At 49.7% G+C, this 16894-nt stretch carries 15 protein-coding genes; 10 read left to right on the forward strand and 5 right to left on the reverse strand.

Features of this window, described 5'->3' with window-relative positions; translation table 11 throughout:
* Positions 1-109: 109 nt before the first annotated feature.
* Both H6750_07755 and H6750_07760 read right to left on the reverse strand, forming a co-directional pair.
* Positions 110-667, reverse strand: coding sequence for a carbon monoxide dehydrogenase (locus tag H6750_07755; GenBank protein MCB9774207.1), 558 nt, complete (start codon positions 665-667; stop codon positions 110-112).
* 428 nt (positions 668-1095) lie between these two features.
* Complete coding sequence (locus H6750_07760; GenBank protein MCB9774208.1) at positions 1096-1530, reverse strand: hypothetical protein; 435 nt, start codon at positions 1528-1530, stop codon at positions 1096-1098.
* 137 nt (positions 1531-1667) lie between these two features.
* Here H6750_07760 and H6750_07765 point away from each other — a divergent pair, with 137 nt between their 5' ends.
* From H6750_07765 to H6750_07800, 8 genes are all read left to right on the forward strand, one after another.
* Positions 1668-2492, forward strand: a complete 825-nt coding sequence (locus H6750_07765; GenBank protein MCB9774209.1) for a 3'(2'),5'-bisphosphate nucleotidase CysQ — start codon at positions 1668-1670, stop codon at positions 2490-2492.
* 79 nt (positions 2493-2571) lie between these two features.
* The gene (gene trmFO, locus H6750_07770) at positions 2572-3888 is read left to right on the forward strand and encodes a methylenetetrahydrofolate--tRNA-(uracil(54)-C(5))-methyltransferase (FADH(2)-oxidizing) TrmFO (GenBank protein MCB9774210.1); all 1317 of its coding nucleotides are present in this window, start codon (positions 2572-2574) and stop codon (positions 3886-3888) included.
* Entirely contained in the window at positions 3861-4835 is a 975-nt protein-coding gene (locus H6750_07775) for a tyrosine recombinase XerC (GenBank protein MCB9774211.1), read from the forward strand. The genes trmFO and H6750_07775 overlap by 28 nt, the downstream gene beginning before the upstream one ends.
* Positions 4832-5368: an ATP-dependent protease subunit HslV gene (gene hslV / locus H6750_07780; GenBank protein MCB9774212.1), complete on the forward strand. Its 537-nt coding sequence runs from the start codon at positions 4832-4834 to the stop codon at positions 5366-5368. The genes H6750_07775 and hslV overlap by 4 nt, the downstream gene beginning before the upstream one ends.
* A 3-nt stretch (positions 5369-5371) precedes the next feature.
* Positions 5372-6775 carry an ATP-dependent protease ATPase subunit HslU gene (hslU, locus tag H6750_07785; protein MCB9774213.1) on the forward strand — a complete coding sequence of 468 codons (1404 nt, stop codon included), beginning with the start codon at positions 5372-5374 and terminating at the stop codon, positions 6773-6775.
* An 84-nt stretch (positions 6776-6859) separates the two neighbouring features.
* A complete protein-coding gene (gene argB, locus H6750_07790; protein ID MCB9774214.1) occupies positions 6860-7753 on the forward strand; it encodes an acetylglutamate kinase in 894 nt (297 codons plus the stop codon).
* Between the two features lie 5 nt (positions 7754-7758).
* Positions 7759-8412, forward strand: a complete 654-nt coding sequence (locus H6750_07795; protein ID MCB9774215.1) for an isochorismatase family protein — start codon at positions 7759-7761, stop codon at positions 8410-8412.
* A 190-nt stretch (positions 8413-8602) separates the two neighbouring features.
* Positions 8603-9070: a transposase gene (locus tag H6750_07800; protein ID MCB9774216.1), complete on the forward strand. Its 468-nt coding sequence runs from the start codon at positions 8603-8605 to the stop codon at positions 9068-9070.
* Between the two features lie 368 nt (positions 9071-9438).
* On the opposite strand, the gene H6750_07805 is transcribed toward H6750_07800, so the two are convergent.
* The 3 genes from H6750_07805 to H6750_07815 form a co-directional block, all read right to left on the reverse strand.
* Positions 9439-10266 (reverse strand): HAMP domain-containing histidine kinase, encoded by an 828-nt coding sequence (locus H6750_07805; GenBank protein MCB9774217.1) that lies wholly within the window; start codon positions 10264-10266, stop codon positions 9439-9441.
* Positions 10267-10998: 732 nt separating this feature from the next.
* Positions 10999-13140 carry a V-type H(+)-translocating pyrophosphatase gene (locus tag H6750_07810; protein ID MCB9774218.1) on the reverse strand — a complete coding sequence of 714 codons (2142 nt, stop codon included), beginning with the start codon at positions 13138-13140 and terminating at the stop codon, positions 10999-11001.
* 467 nt (positions 13141-13607) lie between these two features.
* Positions 13608-14231, reverse strand: a complete 624-nt coding sequence (locus H6750_07815) for a pseudouridine synthase (protein ID MCB9774219.1) — start codon at positions 14229-14231, stop codon at positions 13608-13610.
* A 737-nt stretch (positions 14232-14968) separates the two neighbouring features.
* Between H6750_07815 and hflK the strand changes: the two genes are divergently transcribed.
* Positions 14969-16009 carry an FtsH protease activity modulator HflK gene (gene hflK, locus H6750_07820; GenBank protein ID MCB9774220.1) on the forward strand — a complete coding sequence of 347 codons (1041 nt, stop codon included), beginning with the start codon at positions 14969-14971 and terminating at the stop codon, positions 16007-16009.
* Positions 16006-16863 (forward strand): protease modulator HflC, encoded by an 858-nt coding sequence (hflC, locus tag H6750_07825; GenBank protein ID MCB9774221.1) that lies wholly within the window; start codon positions 16006-16008, stop codon positions 16861-16863. The genes hflK and hflC overlap by 4 nt, the downstream gene beginning before the upstream one ends.
* The last annotated feature ends 31 nt before the right edge of the window (positions 16864-16894 follow it).

Genomic DNA, 16894 nt, shown 5'->3' on the forward strand with positions numbered 1-16894 from the left:
TTCCGATTTTCTTAAACGATAATATAAATATGGAAAATCATAGATGAAAGTTTATCAGAACCAGTCATTTATCTCTTTCATGTATGATAAAAATCCCGAACAATTACACTTAATGTTTCGCTGGAGGGGCGACCGTTCCCTTCAATTTCTTCACCCAATCCGCCAATCTGATTATCTTATCGGCTGTCGCATCACGAACGGATAACATCGCATCTTCATGACCAGCTTGAGCACACATGGCAATCGTGTAGCAGTTCGTACCACCACGAATGATCTTGAGAGAAAGATTGGCCTGATGACAATGAACGCCCACAAACATGCAGGCATCAATTTTATTATGCCAGATAGTCAAATTAGGGTGGTTTGGATTTATTTCGATTTCAGGATTAATTTTAGGATATTTCGGTCTATAGTCCGGCATGGGAATCAACATAGCATGTTGACAAGAGGAATCCACACATTCTTTGATGGTTTCATACAAATGACGGATAGCTTTGGCTTTCTTGGCGGCCTTGTCATTCCATGCCCACAGAACCAATGGGCCCGGAAAGATCGTGGGCACTTTTGCCGCAAGAAACTGCCTGGCAGCCTCCTCCAACGCTTCCTCTTCGGAAACTATGCTACCATGAATATGTCCTTGTCCTGGATCGGGAAGCCTGATCCCCATTGAGGCCGCAGACGGTGGCAAAAAATGTTCGGGGCCTGGCATTACCCTATAAGAAGTTGTCATCGTACCCTCATGTCTCCATTAAAAAAAATTGGACAAATACTATCCGCTTCACCTGCCTACTGTAAGAAGGCAATAAGGAAATCTCAAGATCGAAAAAGACCCACCTGTCCAAAATATTGGACTTTTTGAGAATATACTATGAGTCTTTTGCCCTATAAATCAAAATTTTCCTAAATAACCTAGGTTAGTATAGGAAGGCGCTATAAATATTGTCAATTTGACAATTGTTGATAACAGACGGAAAAACCAATTTTTTAAAGTGAGAGTCCTCGTGGCTATCAACCTGTTCGTTGGTTTGAAAAAGAAAAGACCCAAAAGTTATGAGGAGAGAGAAAAACCACGGCAGGCAAAACGGAAAACATGGCCTATCTGGCTCTGACTTTCAAAATGGCATACCGCCACCTTGCTTCTCCAATAATTTTTGGAATCGTGGGAAAAGGCATGGTGAGAGAAAAGTCTCTCGCCTGGTTCGGAGGAATTTCCAAAGAGATCTCTGCGGCTTCTTGCCCAACGATTTCACATTCTGTCATATGGCAGTCCTCAATCGTAGCCTGGATAGTCACAGAAATTATGGTAAAGATTTGAGCTGTATTTTCAAGCCTCCCGGTCAGCACAAACGACCGGGAGTTCAGTCCGGGTCGAACATCCATGTGAGAAAGTTGGGCCTGGCTGGGAGGAATCCGCTGAAATTCCAACTCCCGTTCCTGAGTATCCTGCCAAATAATGAACCCGATAGCCCCAAACATGACCACCAGGATCATCCCCAGAACGCGACGCAATTTTGGCAAATACGTCGCCATGAAAATCATGATTAATATCAACAGAACAATGGCAATAGGCAGCATAAATTTTACAGGCAGTTGGTGGGAGAAAACTTCTTCTTCCTCTCTACTCCCCTATCGGTTTCCTGAATCCCCTTCTTTTACCCGAGGAAGCAATGTCCGACTTTTCTCATGAAATTGATATCGCCTCTCACCTGGCTCGGAAGGCAGGGGAGGTTATCATGAACATCTATCAAAATGATTTTGCGATCATGTACAAGGGTATTGACGATCCCGTCACTAAGGCCGATCAACAGGCCAATACCCTTATCGTAGATGAATTACACACCCATTTCCCACAGGATTCCATCGTGGCGGAGGAAAGCACCCTCCCCTCCAAATCTTTGACGACAGGCCGAGTCTGGTACATAGACCCCCTGGATGGAACAAAAGAGTTTATTGCACGCAACGGGGAGTTTTCCATCATGATCGGACTGACCATAGATACTCACACCAAACTCGGCGTTGTCTACTGGCCTACCCGTGACCACCTCTATGTCGGCCTGACAGATCAGACGGCTTGGATGGAACACAACGGGATTTGCCAAAAACTCTCAGCCCTCCCATCCAAAAGCCCCAATAAGCTCTCACTCGTCACCTCTCGATCCCATCGATCCCCAATTCTTTCTATCATTCAACAATCATTGCACATCCATAAGGAACAACAGCTGGGAAGCGTGGGACTGAAAATCGGCCAGATTGCCCAAGGAAACGCGGACCTCTACATTGAACCGAGTCCGTATACCAAGGCATGGGATGCCTGTGCGCCTGAAGCTATTTTGCGGGGAGCCGGCGGGTGTTTTACCGACATCCACGGTAAACCCATCCAATATGGACTCAATAACTTTCGCAATCTTCATGGGTTGGTCGGAAGTACTCCAGAGATTCATCAACGTGTCATTCAAGCCTTGACGGGTCGATGTTACTCGTGTGAAGGTTGACACCTTTTTCCGGCAATTCTTAGAATTCATCCCTTAATACTTTCTCAGCCCCTTTGACCACTAGCACTCTCACACAATCATGAGAACAGACCTTGTTATTATCGGAGGCGGCCTGGCCGGATCGGAAGCGGCCTGGCAGGCGGCCAACGCTGGAGCCAGAGTGACCCTGTATGAAATGCGGCCTAAAGAAGAAACAGCCGCACATAAGACTGAACATCTGGCCGAGATTGTCTGCTCAAACTCCTTGGGGTCGAATGATCCTCTCAGCGCTCCTGGAATGTTGAAAGAGGAAATGCGGCAATTGCACTCCTTGATCATCCGAGTTGCCGACGAGGTGCGGATCCCGGCAGGAACGGCATTAGCGGTGGATAGAGACCAATTTGCCTGCAGGGTGACCCGGGCATTAGCCGAACACCCGAATATCAAGATTCTTCGAGAAGAAATCCATGGAATTCCCGATGATGCGCTGTGCATAATTGCCACCGGCCCATTGACCTCACCAAAATTGTCTGAGGCAATCATCCAGTTCACCCAATCGAAAAACCTGTTTTTCTTCGACGCCATCTCTCCAATCGTGGATGCGGACTCACTCAACACAGACCGGACGTTTATGGCATCACGATATGAAAAGGGAACGGCGGATTACGTGAATTGTCCCATGGACGAAGAAACCTATAACGCCTTCTATGACGCATTGATCGAAGCTGAACGGGTCCAGCCAAAGTCTTTCGAGAACGTGCCGTATTTTGAAGGGTGTCTCCCGATTGAGGTCATGGCCGACCGTGGTCGCCAAACCTTATTGTTTGGTCCCCTAAAGCCTGTGGGATTAATTGATCCCAAAACCGGCCAACGGCCCTATGCTGTGCTACAATTACGTCCGGAAAACGCTCATGGCTCCTGCTATAATCTGGTAGGGTTTCAAACCAAACTCACCTACCCGGAACAACGCCGAATCTTCAGAATGATTCCTGGCTTGGAGCAGGCTGAATTTTTACGCTGTGGAAGCATTCACCGAAATACGTATATCAATGCACCGATCCTCCTCCAAAGCACTTTGCAGGTAAAAAAACAGCCACGTATCTTTTTTGCCGGACAATTGGTTGGGGTAGAAGGCTATGTGGAAGCTGCGGCCAGTGGAGGGATAGCTGGAATCAATGCCGCTCGCATCCTATCAGGACGTGCTCCGGTCACCCCACCGCCTTCTACCGCCCATGGAGCATTGCTCCATTACATTACGACGTGTGAGCCAAAATACTTTCAACCGATTAACTCAAACTTTGGGCTATACCCGCCACTTGATACACCGGTGCGAGACAAACAGAAAAAACGACAACTCATCCAAGAACGGGCCACTACCCATTTCAAAGCATGGATGACGCAATCCGAGCTTTCGTAATGTACCTTCAATTGGAACGGGGAGTTTCGCCTGAAACACGCCGCAGTTATCAGTCCGACCTCAAACAATTCATGGCGCACATTCGACACACACTTTCCGGGAGCGATCTTTCAGAACCTGGCGCCATTGACTCACTCCATATTCGATCCTATCTCAAGAGTCTCAGCGATCAAGGGTTAAAAAAAACCTCCCTTGCCAGAAAACTGGCGTGCCTCAAAAGCTTTTTTCGTTTTTTAGTTGAAGACGGACGGATTTCGCGTAATCCAGCCTCCAACGTTCGTTCGCCTCGACAAGGGACACGTCTTCCCACCGTCCTCACCAAGGACGAAGCCAATACCCTGTTAGATTCGTCAGCTTCCCAGCAATGGATTGAGCTGAGAAACCACGCCATTCTAGAAACTTTGTATGCAAGTGGGGCCCGGGTATCAGAACTAGTCGGGATAAATTGGGCGGATGTGGATCTAGAAACCCGATCGATCCGACTGCGGGGCAAAGGGAAAAAAGAGCGGATGGTGCCTATCGGCACCGTGGCAGCTGACGCCATCCTGGAATATCAACGTCATCCACCCCATAAGAAAAAGATTATACAATCCGGAACATCGGCCCCACCGGTGCCCTACTCGGGATCACACCCTCTTTTTCTCAATGCTCGAGGAGGACGGTTGACCGCCAGAAGCGTCGAACGCATGCTGAAGCAAGAGACCGAACACCGCTTCACTAAGACGGTCACTCCCCACACCCTGCGCCATTCCTTTGCCACCCACCTCCTCGATGAAGGAGCCGATCTGCGAGCCATCCAGGAACTCTTGGGCCATGCCTCGCTCGCCACAACCCAAAAATACACCCATGTGGCCACTGACCAACTCATGGCCGTTTATGACCGGGCACATCCCCGATCCGGCTCTTCTCACTCCGTACCCCCAGAAGGAGACCCTCTCAAACCATGAAGATTCGATCCACAACGATTCTATGCGTACGCAAGGGGCCTATAGTAGCCATGGGCTGTGATGGGCAAGTCACCGTCGGCAGCACCATTATGAAAAGTAACGCCAAGAAACTCCGGAAAATGCATCAAGACAAGGTGCTCTCCGGCTTTGCCGGGGCGACCGCGGATGCGTTTACCTTATTTGAAAAATTCGACGCCAAGCTGGAAGAGTATCGAGGGAATCTGACCCGAGCAGCCGTTGAACTGGCGAAGGATTGGCGAACCGATCGGGTCCTTCGACGACTAGAAGCGCTATTAGCGGTGGCCGACCGCGAGCATTCATTTATTATTACCGGCACAGGTGATGTGGTCGAACCGGAAGACGGGATTTTGGCCATTGGATCAGGGGGACCTTACGCGTTATCTGCGGCTCGCGCCCTCCTGGCTCACACCGAACTGCCACCGTCCCAGGTTGTCGAACAGAGCATGAAGATCGCCGCCGGAATCGACATTTATACCAACCATCACATTGTTATTGAGGAGTTATTGTCATAACGTATGGAACAAGAGACTTCACCAACACCCAAAAAATTGGACTCCCTTACTCCACGCCAAATCGTGGAGGAGTTAGACCGCTACGTCATTGGGCAACGGGACGCCAAGCGCATGGTCGCCATCGCCTTGCGAAACCGCTGGCGGCGCCAACAGCTCAGCCCGGAACTCCGTGATGAAATCGTCCCGAAAAATATCATCATGATTGGCCCTACAGGGGTCGGGAAAACAGAAATTTCCCGACGAGTCTCTAAATTAGCAGATGCGCCATTCATTAAAGTTGAAGCTTCCAAATTCACCGAGGTGGGGTACGTCGGCAGGGACGTGGAATCTCTGATTCGTGACCTCACCGATTTATCCATTAATATGGTCAAAACGGCTTATCTGGAGAAGGTTCAAAAAAAGGCTGAAGACCTAGCCGAAGAGCGGGTCTTAGATATGCTGCTTCCGCCCTCGCCGTCGAGCCCCTCATTTGAGCCCACTGAGGAGTCCGCAGGGGCTTCCACTCAACAGAAACAGGATCAGCAGGACTCCACCCGCTCAAAACTGCGCCTCCAGCTGCGCGAAGGCAAGCTGGATAATCGGATGGTGGAAATAGAAATTAAAGAACGAGGAGGACTTCCGGTTGGAATCATTTCCAATATCGGGGGAATGGAAGATCTTGAGCACAACCTCCGGGATATGCTCGGCGGCATGATGCCGGGCAAAAAGAAAAATCGCCGGATGAAAGTCTCAGAGGCCCTGAAATTCATGGCCCAGGAAGAAGCGCAAAAACTTATTGATATGGAAGAAGTCACCAAGGAGGCTATTACCCGCACGGAACAATCGGGAATCGTCTTCCTGGACGAGATTGACAAAATTGCCGGACGGGAGAAACACACAGGCCCCGACATTTCCCGTGAAGGTGTGCAACGAGACCTTCTCCCGATCGTGGAAGGGTCAACGGTCAACACCAAACATGGCCCGGTCAAAACCGATCATATTTTGTTTATTGCCGCGGGAGCATTTCACGTGGCCAAACCCTCCGACTTGATTCCGGAATTACAAGGCCGGTTCCCTATTCGTGTAGAACTGGAACCCCTCACGAAAGATGACCTCATCCGCATTTTAACCGAACCCAAAAATGCTCTCGTCAAACAATATCACGCGTTACTGAGCACAGAAGGGATCGCGTTGGAATTTACCAAAGACGGGATTGAAGAAATTGCAGCAACCGCTGTGCAGGTGAATGACCGGACCGAAAACATCGGCGCACGACGGCTCTTCACGATCGTGGAACGGTTATTGGAAGATGTCTCGTTTGAAGCCCAAGATCTTCAGGAAAAGGAGGTCGTAATCAATGCCCAGTATGTGCGGGATCACCTTCAAAGTATTGTGAAAGACGAAGACCTCAGCCGGTACATTCTGTAAAATCAATACATCTGTTATGATGGCCAGATTTCCAATTCGCCTTTGTTATTCAACCCAAAACCCTGGAGCCCATAAGTAGGTTGCATGAACAAACTGATTAAAAAAGCGGACATCCTGATTGAAGCACTTCCCTATATTCGGACCCTGGCCGGGAAAACCGTGGTCATCAAATATGGGGGGAGCGCAATGGTTCAGGAGGAACTCAAGGAAGGCTTCGCCGAAGATGTCGTCTTATTAAAATATGTTGGATTGCAACCGATTATCGTTCATGGCGGTGGGCCACAAATTAACGAAATGCTGGATAAATTCGGCATTGAGGCAAAATTCCTGCATGGAGTTCGGGTCACGGATCAGCCAACCATGGAAGTCGTCGAAATGGTCCTCGGTGGAAAAATCAACAAGGAAATCGTGTCGTTACTGAACCAGCATGGCGCCAAAGCTGTCGGACTCACCGGCAAGGATGGTCGCCTTCTGACCACAAAACCATTTAATCCCAAGAGCCTGATTCACACCTACAGCGGATCAACCGACGTGCTGCACCCTGAAGACTACGGCCTCGTCGGCCAAGTCAGCCATGTCGATACCACCTTGCTGCAGACGCTTCAAGAGGCGAATTTCATTCCGGTCATTGCGCCAATTGGAGTCGACGCCAAATGGCAAACGCACAACATCAATGCCGATCTGGTAGCAGGTAGCGTCGCTGCAGCGGTTCAAGCCGAAAAATTACTGGTCTTGAGCGATGTCAAAGGCATTCGTGATGCCAATAACCGGCATGTCTCCACTCTCTCCAAAAAAGACATGGAACGCATGGTCAAAAAGCAGGTCATCAGCGCAGGCATGCTCCCCAAAGTTCATGCCTGTTTAACCGCCCTTCAGGGTGGCGTCCGTAAGGCGCACATTATTGATGGACGGGTGGCTCATGCGGTGTTACTCGAAATTTTCACCGACAAAGGCATCGGGACAGAAATTCTGGCATAACAAACATGAAACTTTCCAAGCATTCCTCCCCATCGGATTCTTCTCCTCTTCAAACCTCGACCGTTCCCCAACCCGATCAGCATTCCGCGCTCCTCTTAGTCGACCTACAAAATGACTTATTTCCGGGTGGGGCACTGGCCGTGCCCGAGGCAAACAGCCTTATTCCTTTTATCAACGCCTACATTAAGCACTTCAGCCGGCAAGGCTGGCCCATATTGGCAACCAGAGATTGGCACCCGGCAAATCACAGCTCCTTCACCGAGCAACAGGGGCCTTGGCCGGCCCATGGAGTCCAAGGATCACGCGGAGCTCAATTTCATTCCGACTTGGTCCTTCCTCCCGGGATGATGGTCATTTCTAAAGGAACCGATCCGAAGAAAGATTCGAAATCCGGCTTTGATGGTACGAGCCTGGCCGACCGACTGGAAGATCTTAACGTCCAAACATTGTTTGTCCTGGGACTACCGACCGAGCATTGCGTCAAACACACGGTTCTCGATGGCTGTCAACGCGGACTTCGAGTCGTCTTGCTCACTGATGCCACAAAGGGTAGCTCCCTCCAACAGGATGGCTCCGCGAATGTGCTCCAAGAAATGACCGATGCCGGCGCCTGTCTCGCGAATAGTCGCGATATCGGGATCCCCGCCTCTTTCGGCTAAACAGATTTTGTTCCACTCCATTAGGTGCTATACGGATGGTGATTTTCGCCAGGCTTCGACCTGGGAAAATTGCTCGGTCAACACATCCGCACTTTCGTCATTTTCTCCCGGGAATCATTCTTTTGATTTTTAAACGGATGGTGCACATTTATCCTCAAGAGTTGCAGGGAGAAATCCGAGAAGTGGATTCATGAGGCCAAAGGGTAGTGCAGCAAAACTAGAAACGAGACGCCGATTGGCGGCCAGTCTCTTGGCCAAAGGACGAGGCATTCGCGAGGTCGCACGAACGATCGGGGCGGCGCCGTCGTCCGTCAAGCGATGGAAAGATGCTCTCGAACAAGGGGGGAAAAATGCCTTAAAGTCCAAACCCCATACCGGTCGTCCATCCCGACTTTCGCCCACACAACGCCAACATCTCCTCCTTATGCTCAAACGAGGACCACAAGCCGCAAAAATGCGGAGTGATCATTGGACCTGCCGCCTGATTGGACGAATGATTCGCCAATGCTTCGGGGTAAAGTATCACCCCGACCATGTGAGCCGGATTTTGCGAGGATTAGGTTGGAAAAATAAAATGAAAATCAGCCCGATAAAAAAAATCAGGAGGACGCCACAACCACGCCTTCGGCGCTTAGGGCAATCCCGCCGCCATCGATAAGAAATTTTTCGATGGAGGGTACTTCGATGCGCCATGACCGGGAGGTCAGTTTCAACCACCGGCCAATATCTCTTGCTTGCTGCCTTTCTCGATATCTTCTCAACTTTCCTTAGAGATCCTCCTTTCCCTGCCATTCACCACCACGTTTCGCTCAGAGAACCTTTCTGCCTCTTTCTTAAGAGATCAGGCCCCAAAGAAATTTTCCATGCGCTTCCGCACCATGTGTGTCGCTTCGCCGAGTACTGAACGAAGATCCCGGACGCACACTCCCACTAACCACAACTTCAGGAAACCATTTGAAGCAGGTCAAGGCCTCTGCAAAGGAGCCGACTGATTATTGGAAAGAACACGTCTTTATTTTCTTCGATTTATCCTTCTTTCCCTTCTCCCTCCTCGACAATGATCGCCCGAGGAAAGTACACCCGAAAGGTCGAGCCTTGACCGGGAATTGAATCGACTTCAATGTTTCCTTGATGCCGGTCTATGATGCGACGCACAATGGCCAAACCCACCCCTTGGCGAACCTCCGGCTCCACAGCAGGACAGGAGAACCCCTCAAAAATTCCGGTATGATGGTCTCGCGCAATCCCGATTCCATTATCCCCAACAGAATAGACTGACCACCCATGCATTGTTTTACCGGAGATTATAATTTCTCCAGCACGTGCAGGATCGAGATATTTCTGGGCATTATCAATCAAAATCGAAAACACCTGAGTCACTAACACCTCATCACCCATACAATCCGGAAGATCCTCAATTCGCACTAGAACTTTTCTGCTCTTGAGTTTCCTCTCCATGGAAGTCACGATTCCCATCACAAGTTGATTCACATCCAGGCCCTCCCACCGAAGGCCAATCTGCCCAAGCCGGATAAACTGAAGAAGTCCCGACGTGATACCACGCATATGATCCACCTCACCCTGAATATGCCGTACTGCCTCGGGAATATCTTCTTTGGGGAGAGGACCGAGTGCCTCCCGCGCATAATCGGATAAGACCTCATCCTCAAACAATGCATTCAGCCGACTGCATGCCATCGTGATTTTCTGACAAGCCTCCTGGATAGTTGTCAGTGAAACAGGAAGATCCTGGGATATCACCTGTAACAACAAATCGACATCTGTGGGGGAAACCGCCTCAGAGTTTCTCTTCCTCTGAAATGAAAAATCTCCCGGTTGTTCGGGTGGCTCCATACGGGGTGACTCCTTTCCGCCGGCCATCTCAGTCCTTGAGAAAACCTGCCTACCGGAACTAGCCAGGACATAGACCACTAGAGAGGGATCGCCATGTCCCTCCGAAAGTGTTGTCCCTCACATTCTAAACCTACCGGAACAACCACAAATGAGAAAAACGGGAGTGCCTCATGGGGCTTCTCATTATCACCAAAACAGAGATCCCCCTCTCACAGATTTACAACATCAATTTTTGTGGTAATGAGGCCAAAAAATGAGGGGAAAAACCATTGGAATGACCAGCCTGGTCATCCACAATCAAGGAAAGAAAAAGGGGATGAAAAGAGGGATAAAAACTGGACAAGGGATGAAATATTAACGAACAAAACATCAAGATAACAATGAAGACAACAGACAAAGGCAAGGTCAGTTTCGCTCTATACGATAAAATAGAAACACCATCATGGGAGTGTTGAATAATTAAGTTTTTCAAGGACAAATTTGCCCAGGATTAGATTACTCATCAAAGGCTTCGGGTCGGTTCAAAAAAGTCCGTCCAGCAAGGCCGCAGCCGCTTGTGCGCGCGGAGCGTACGCGTAGTACGTGAGCACGGAAAAATGGCGAGAACGTCGCTGGCGGCTTTTTTCAAAAGACCCATCATTTACATTCACCATTATAACAAGAATGCCAGCATTCGGCCCAACAAAACATAAAGAAACTGCGGTTCTGTTGGGCGCCCCTGCTTTCTGAAAATTACTTTATCAACAGCCCCCCATACTGGACGAAAAATGGCACAAACACCAATGACAGAATAGCTGAAAGCTTAATCAGGATATTCAATGAGGGACCTGAGGTGTCTTTCAGGGGATCACCCACAGTATCACCAACGACTGCGGCCTTGTGGGTGTCCGTGCCCTTGCCACCCAAATTTCCAGCCTCAATATATTTCTTTGCATTATCCCATGCCCCGCCACTATTCGATGAAGAGATGGCAATGACCCCACCGGCAACAAGGGACCCGGCAAGCACACCAGCGACCGCTTGAATGCCAAACAGGAATCCAGTGATCAACGGCGTTCCCATGATCAGAATGCCTGGCGCAATCATTTCTTTCAGGGCAGCTTGCGTTGAAATGGCGACACATTGCTCATAATCCGCCTCAGCCTTTCCTTCCATGAGGCCGGGAATCGTGCGGAACTGCCGTCGGACTTCTTCAATCATCTTATAGGCCGCCGACCCTACCGATTTCATGGTCATGGCGGAGAAATAGGCGGGCAACACGGCACCGATAAACAACCCGGTATACACTAAGGGATCCAATAAATTAATACTGCCTAACAGATCAAAATCGGGACCATGCTGTTCCTTAAGCAATAAGTCCGCCCTGGTGAGAAACGCCGCGAACAGGGCCAATGAGGTCAGGATAGCCGCACCGATGGCAAAGCCCTTGCCAATGGCAGCGGTCGTATTGCCCGCAGCATCCAACACATCCGTCCGCTTGCGGACGTGTTCCGGCATACCAGCCATTTCAGCGATACCCCCGGCATTATCAGAAACCGGTCCATAGGCATCAATGGTGAGTGCAATCACCAGTGTGCCCAACATACCAAGGGATGCGATGGCCACCCCATACATGCCGGCCAACATCCACGGGATATAGATGGCAAGACCAATGGCGAGATAGGGACCGACGGCACTCTGATAGCCGAGTGCCAGACCAAATATGATATTCGTGGCCGAACCCGTTTCGCACGACTTGGCCACTTCACGCACAGGAGCATAATCATGAGAGGTATAGTATTCAGTCATCAATCCCACGGCGAGCCCCGCAATCAAGCCTGACAGGAAGCAAAAATACACACCCAAATCGGTATAGGCCTGCCCACCAATTTCAAAAGTATCCGGAAGCATGGCCTTGGTGACAAACAACATCACCACGGCCATGAGCGCACTGGAGATAATCAGCATCTTTTTCAACGCAGGACCAACCTGGTCTTCGGAATTGACCTTGATCATCATCAGGGTGAGAAGGCTCACGGGGATGCCGATGGCGGAAATAAGGATCGGATATAACAACGCGTCAACCATTCCGGAAAAGGCGACTGCGCTTATCACCATCGCAGCACAGGTGCTTTCCGCACAAGAACCAAAGAGATCGGCCCCCATTCCCGCTACATCACCCACGTTATCGCCCACGTTATCGGCAATCACCGCAGGGTTGCGCGGGTCGTCTTCCGGAATCCCCGCTTCAACTTTTCCCACCAAATCAGCCCCGACATCGGCGGCTTTTGTGAAAATACCGCCACCCACGCGGGCAAATAACGCAATAGATGAACCCCCGAGACCGAAGCCGGCGATGACTTCCATCAAAATATGCGTCGGGAGCTGAGCCGGCATGATACTTTTGAGCCCAAGATAGATAATTAACAGTCCTAAGACCGCCAAGCTGACTAGTCCAAACCCCATCACGGAGCCGGAATGCAGGGCAACATTAAATGCGGTGGAGAGGGATTGGTTGGCAGAAACGGTCGTTCGTACATTTCCTTGCGTGGCGATCTTCATCCCGATGAAACCCGAGGCGATCGAAATGATGGCGCCAAAAATGAACGCAATAGCCGTATACAGCCCTTCATTCACATAGTCGGTGTGATGATCATCAATTAACACCGCAATGATGGCGGCAAACACCACCATGAAGATGGCCATAATTTTGTATTCCTGTTTCAGGAAGGCCATGGCTCCGGTGGCAATAGCCGAATGGATTTTCCCCAGACGCTTCCGGGTTTCCGGATCGTCGACACCCATATCAATGGGGATCTTCAGGACCGATGAAGAATAGTAATACGCAACAGCTAATCCAAGAACAGACAGAGCCAGAATAATAGTTACCGACATGTTGGGAATATCTCCATTCTTATGTAAGTGACCAATCGTGAATTATTCGCACCGGCTCAACAGGAACTGTAGGATGAGACCGCCGAATTCTGGAAATGAGCTAAGACCATACGGCACAACCTCTGACCCGACCGTCTATTTGCTCACAAAGAAATGCCCCATTTTCGAATTACCTTCCTTCTATCGTTCTAGCTTGGGGACAAAACAGCGCGCGAGGGGTTGCCCTGGACCGACCAGACACCATCATGACATCGGCCTGATTTAAAAATATGTCATGCCGCCGTTCCGCCGGTCATCAACTCATGTTTATTAGATGACGAGCGCCGAATTTTACCTGTCTGGACAACAATGTTCAAGGTAAAAACCCTAATAACCATTTTTATCGACACCATCACCATATCCAGAGTCAAACATGTGGGATCCTTCAGGCTCCTGCCATTTATTTCATCCGAATGGCGTTTTCCTATTCATGCACGCGCTTCAGAAGTCCCTAAGACACCACGCAATTCTCCTGTTCGAAGCTCCCTCCATTGTCCTGGCGCGAGAGAGCCCAACCGAATCGGCCCGATGGCAATACGAACAATCCTTAGAGCCGGATGTCCCACTTGAGCGGTCATATGTCGAATTTGCCGGTTCATGCCTTCCTGAATTTCCATCCGCAACCATGCCGTAGGAACGGATTTGCGAAAGCGAATAGGGACCGGACGAGGATAGACATCCGGCTCCTCATGAAGAAGCTGCACCTTAGCCGGCCTGGTCCTTTTGCCCTTGACCATAACGCCTTCCCGAAGCCCCACGAGTGCTGAGTCATCCGGAATACGTTCCACTTGCACCAAATAGGTTTTGAAAACTTTTTGAAATGGCGAGGTCAGCCGATGAGCCAGACCTCCATCGGACGTCAGCAAAAGCAGGCCCTCACTATCCATATCCAATCGACCGGCCGGATACACCCGTGCCTCAGCCACATAGTCGGCTAAGGTCGGGCGCCCTTCAGAATCGGTAAATTTTGACAGGACCCCGTAAGGCTTATGCAGTATCAGATGCCGGTGGGGTAATTGCGAGGATATCCCGGCTTGAAATTTGGATTTCATTAGTCTGTGCGTCCGGTCAATCAAAGAAGACCTTTCCTAACTGTCCCCCATGACACTTCCTCTGACTTGTTCAATCTTTCCAGGGAGAACATCCGACAGGAGTGATACCACAAAACTTCACCTTACCGGACGCCGTATCTACCACAAACATTCCTCCCTGAACTCCCTCAACCCTCATTCCTTGGTCACGACCAGCTATAGGATGCTCATTGCTGGAAACGACAGGACATGAAAAAGCCCGGCTCACCCCCACAACACTGACAAGAATCAAACAGATAACAAATAGTTTTCTCCATGTCGTCATAAACATCCCTCTAAAAAAAATTAAACCTATTTCATCGTTGCCAAATCACCATGCCCTCAGCAGTTATTGGATCAACATCAACCACCGATGGGCAAGTAAGAATCGCCTCCCAACTGACTATGGTATGGAGGTCTTCAATCCGGCCTCCTTTCACTTCAAATATCTTATAAAAAATCAGGCCATACAAGTTTGGAAATTTCTTCATTCATTACTGAAAGCCAATCCAAGTCCCTGATGAGGCCCACTTAACAAAAATAGGCAATAGAACAAATCCATACCCGACAGAGCGCTGCAGCACTGCACTCCCTATCCATTTGGAATAGGATTCATTGATCTTTTATTGCCCCATTCAAAAATTTCTGTTACCGTGGTTCACGTAACTACAGTAATCACCTCGCACGTCCCGCTTGTAACTCAAATATAGGACTAACGTATGGCATGGGAACCTAAAGATCCGTGGGGAGGAAGCGGTCAAGACCCCCTCGATGAAGCGCTTCGGAAGGCACAAGACCAACTCACCCGACTCGTGCCCGGCCGGGGTTTCAAATCAATTATTTACATCGTCTTGGCAGTCCTGGCTCTCTGGCAATCGGTGTTTATTGTGGCCCCGGACGAGCAAGGGCTGGTGAAACGGTTCGGCGATATTGTTCGTGAGGTTGAATCCGGACCACATTTTAAAATTCCATTTGTGGAAACCGTTGACACACCTAAGGTTGAAAAACTCCATCGGGTAGAAGTGGGATTCCGCACCGATCGAGGACGTACCCAATTCGTTCCCAAAGAAGCCCTCATGTTGACCGGCGACATGAATATTCTGTCTCTCGAGTTCATCGTCCAATATAAAATTAAGGAAGCTAAAAATTACTTATATAAAGTCGCCGATGTCGAGTCGACGATTCACAACGCCGCTGAAGCAGCCATGCGGGAAGTCATCGGCAAAAGTAAAATTGATGAAGCGTTAACGATCGGCAAAGCCCAGATTCAGCAGGAAGCTCAGGACCTGCTTCAAGGCGTCCTCGATCAGTACCTGGCGGGCGTGCAAGTGGCCACAATCCAACTCCAGGATGTGAATCCTCCCGAGGCCGTGGCCGCGGCTTTTAAAGATGTCGCCAGCGCCAAGGAAGACCGTGAAAAGCTCATTAATCAGTCTCACGGCTACCGAAACGATCTAATCCCCAGAGCAAAAGGGGAAGCGGCTCAAAGCATCAACCAGGCCAAAGGAAGCGCACAGTCACGGATTGCACGTGCGGAGGGGGAAGCCAAGTACTTTCTCCAGACTCTTAAAGAATACAAACTGGCCAAGGATGTCATCAGTAAACGGGTATATATTGAAACGATGGAAGAAGTCATGGCGAACACGGAAAAAATTATTCTGGACTCTAAGGCGGCCGGCAACGTCCTGCCCTTCCTTCCGTTAGACCGCCAATCCGGCTCGCGCGGAGCAACAACCACGCAAGGAGGGGACTCCCGATGAAACAAAATCTCCTCATGGGTGTCATCTTAGTTTTTGGACTGCTTTTGGTATTAGGTCTTTCTCCATTTTTTGTGGTCGACCTAACCGAGACGGCTATTGTGGTCGCATTGGGAAAACCTGTCCAAACCATCACGGAACCAGGATTGAAGTTTAAGATTCCCTTCTACCATCAAGTCACCTTCTTCGATAAACGCTATTTGGACTATGACGCTCCCGCTCGAGATGTCATTACCAGTGATAAGAAATCCCTGGTGATCGACAACTTTGCCAAATGGCGCATTGTGGACCCCTTAAAGGTCTACCAGGCCTTTCAGACTCAACGAGGTGCGCTCCAGCGACTGGACGATATTATTTATTCGGAATTGCGGGTTGAGTTGGGCCGCCATGAACTCGGTGAAATCGTCGCCGCGAACCGGGCATTGATCATGAAGGTCGTATCGGATCGATCCAACGAAAAAGCTTCGGCGTACGGGCTTGAGGTTCTAGATGTACGCATTAAGCGCGCGGACCTGCCTGAGCAAAACGAAAAAGCGATATTTCAACGGATGCAAGCCGAACGGGAACGCCAGGCCAAGCAGTATCGAGCAGAGGGAGAAGAAGAAGCCCAAAAAATTCGCTCCGAAGCTGAGAAAGACAAGCAAATCATTCTGGCCGAGGCTTACAAAACCGCACAGGAACTCCGTGGAGACGGTGAAGCGAAAGCCTACAAAATCTATGCGACCGCCTACGAACAAGGCCCGGAGTTTTTTGAATTTATCCGAACCATGGAAGCTTACAAGAAAACATTCGCGAGCAATACGACGTTGGTTCTTTCTCCGGATTCGGAATTCCTCAAGTACCTCAAAAAACGGTAAACACCTAAAAATCAACCGCCCTCAGGCAGAC

The organism is Nitrospiraceae bacterium (genome assembly GCA_020632595.1).
GTDB lineage: Bacteria > Nitrospirota > Nitrospiria > Nitrospirales > UBA8639 > Nitrospira_E.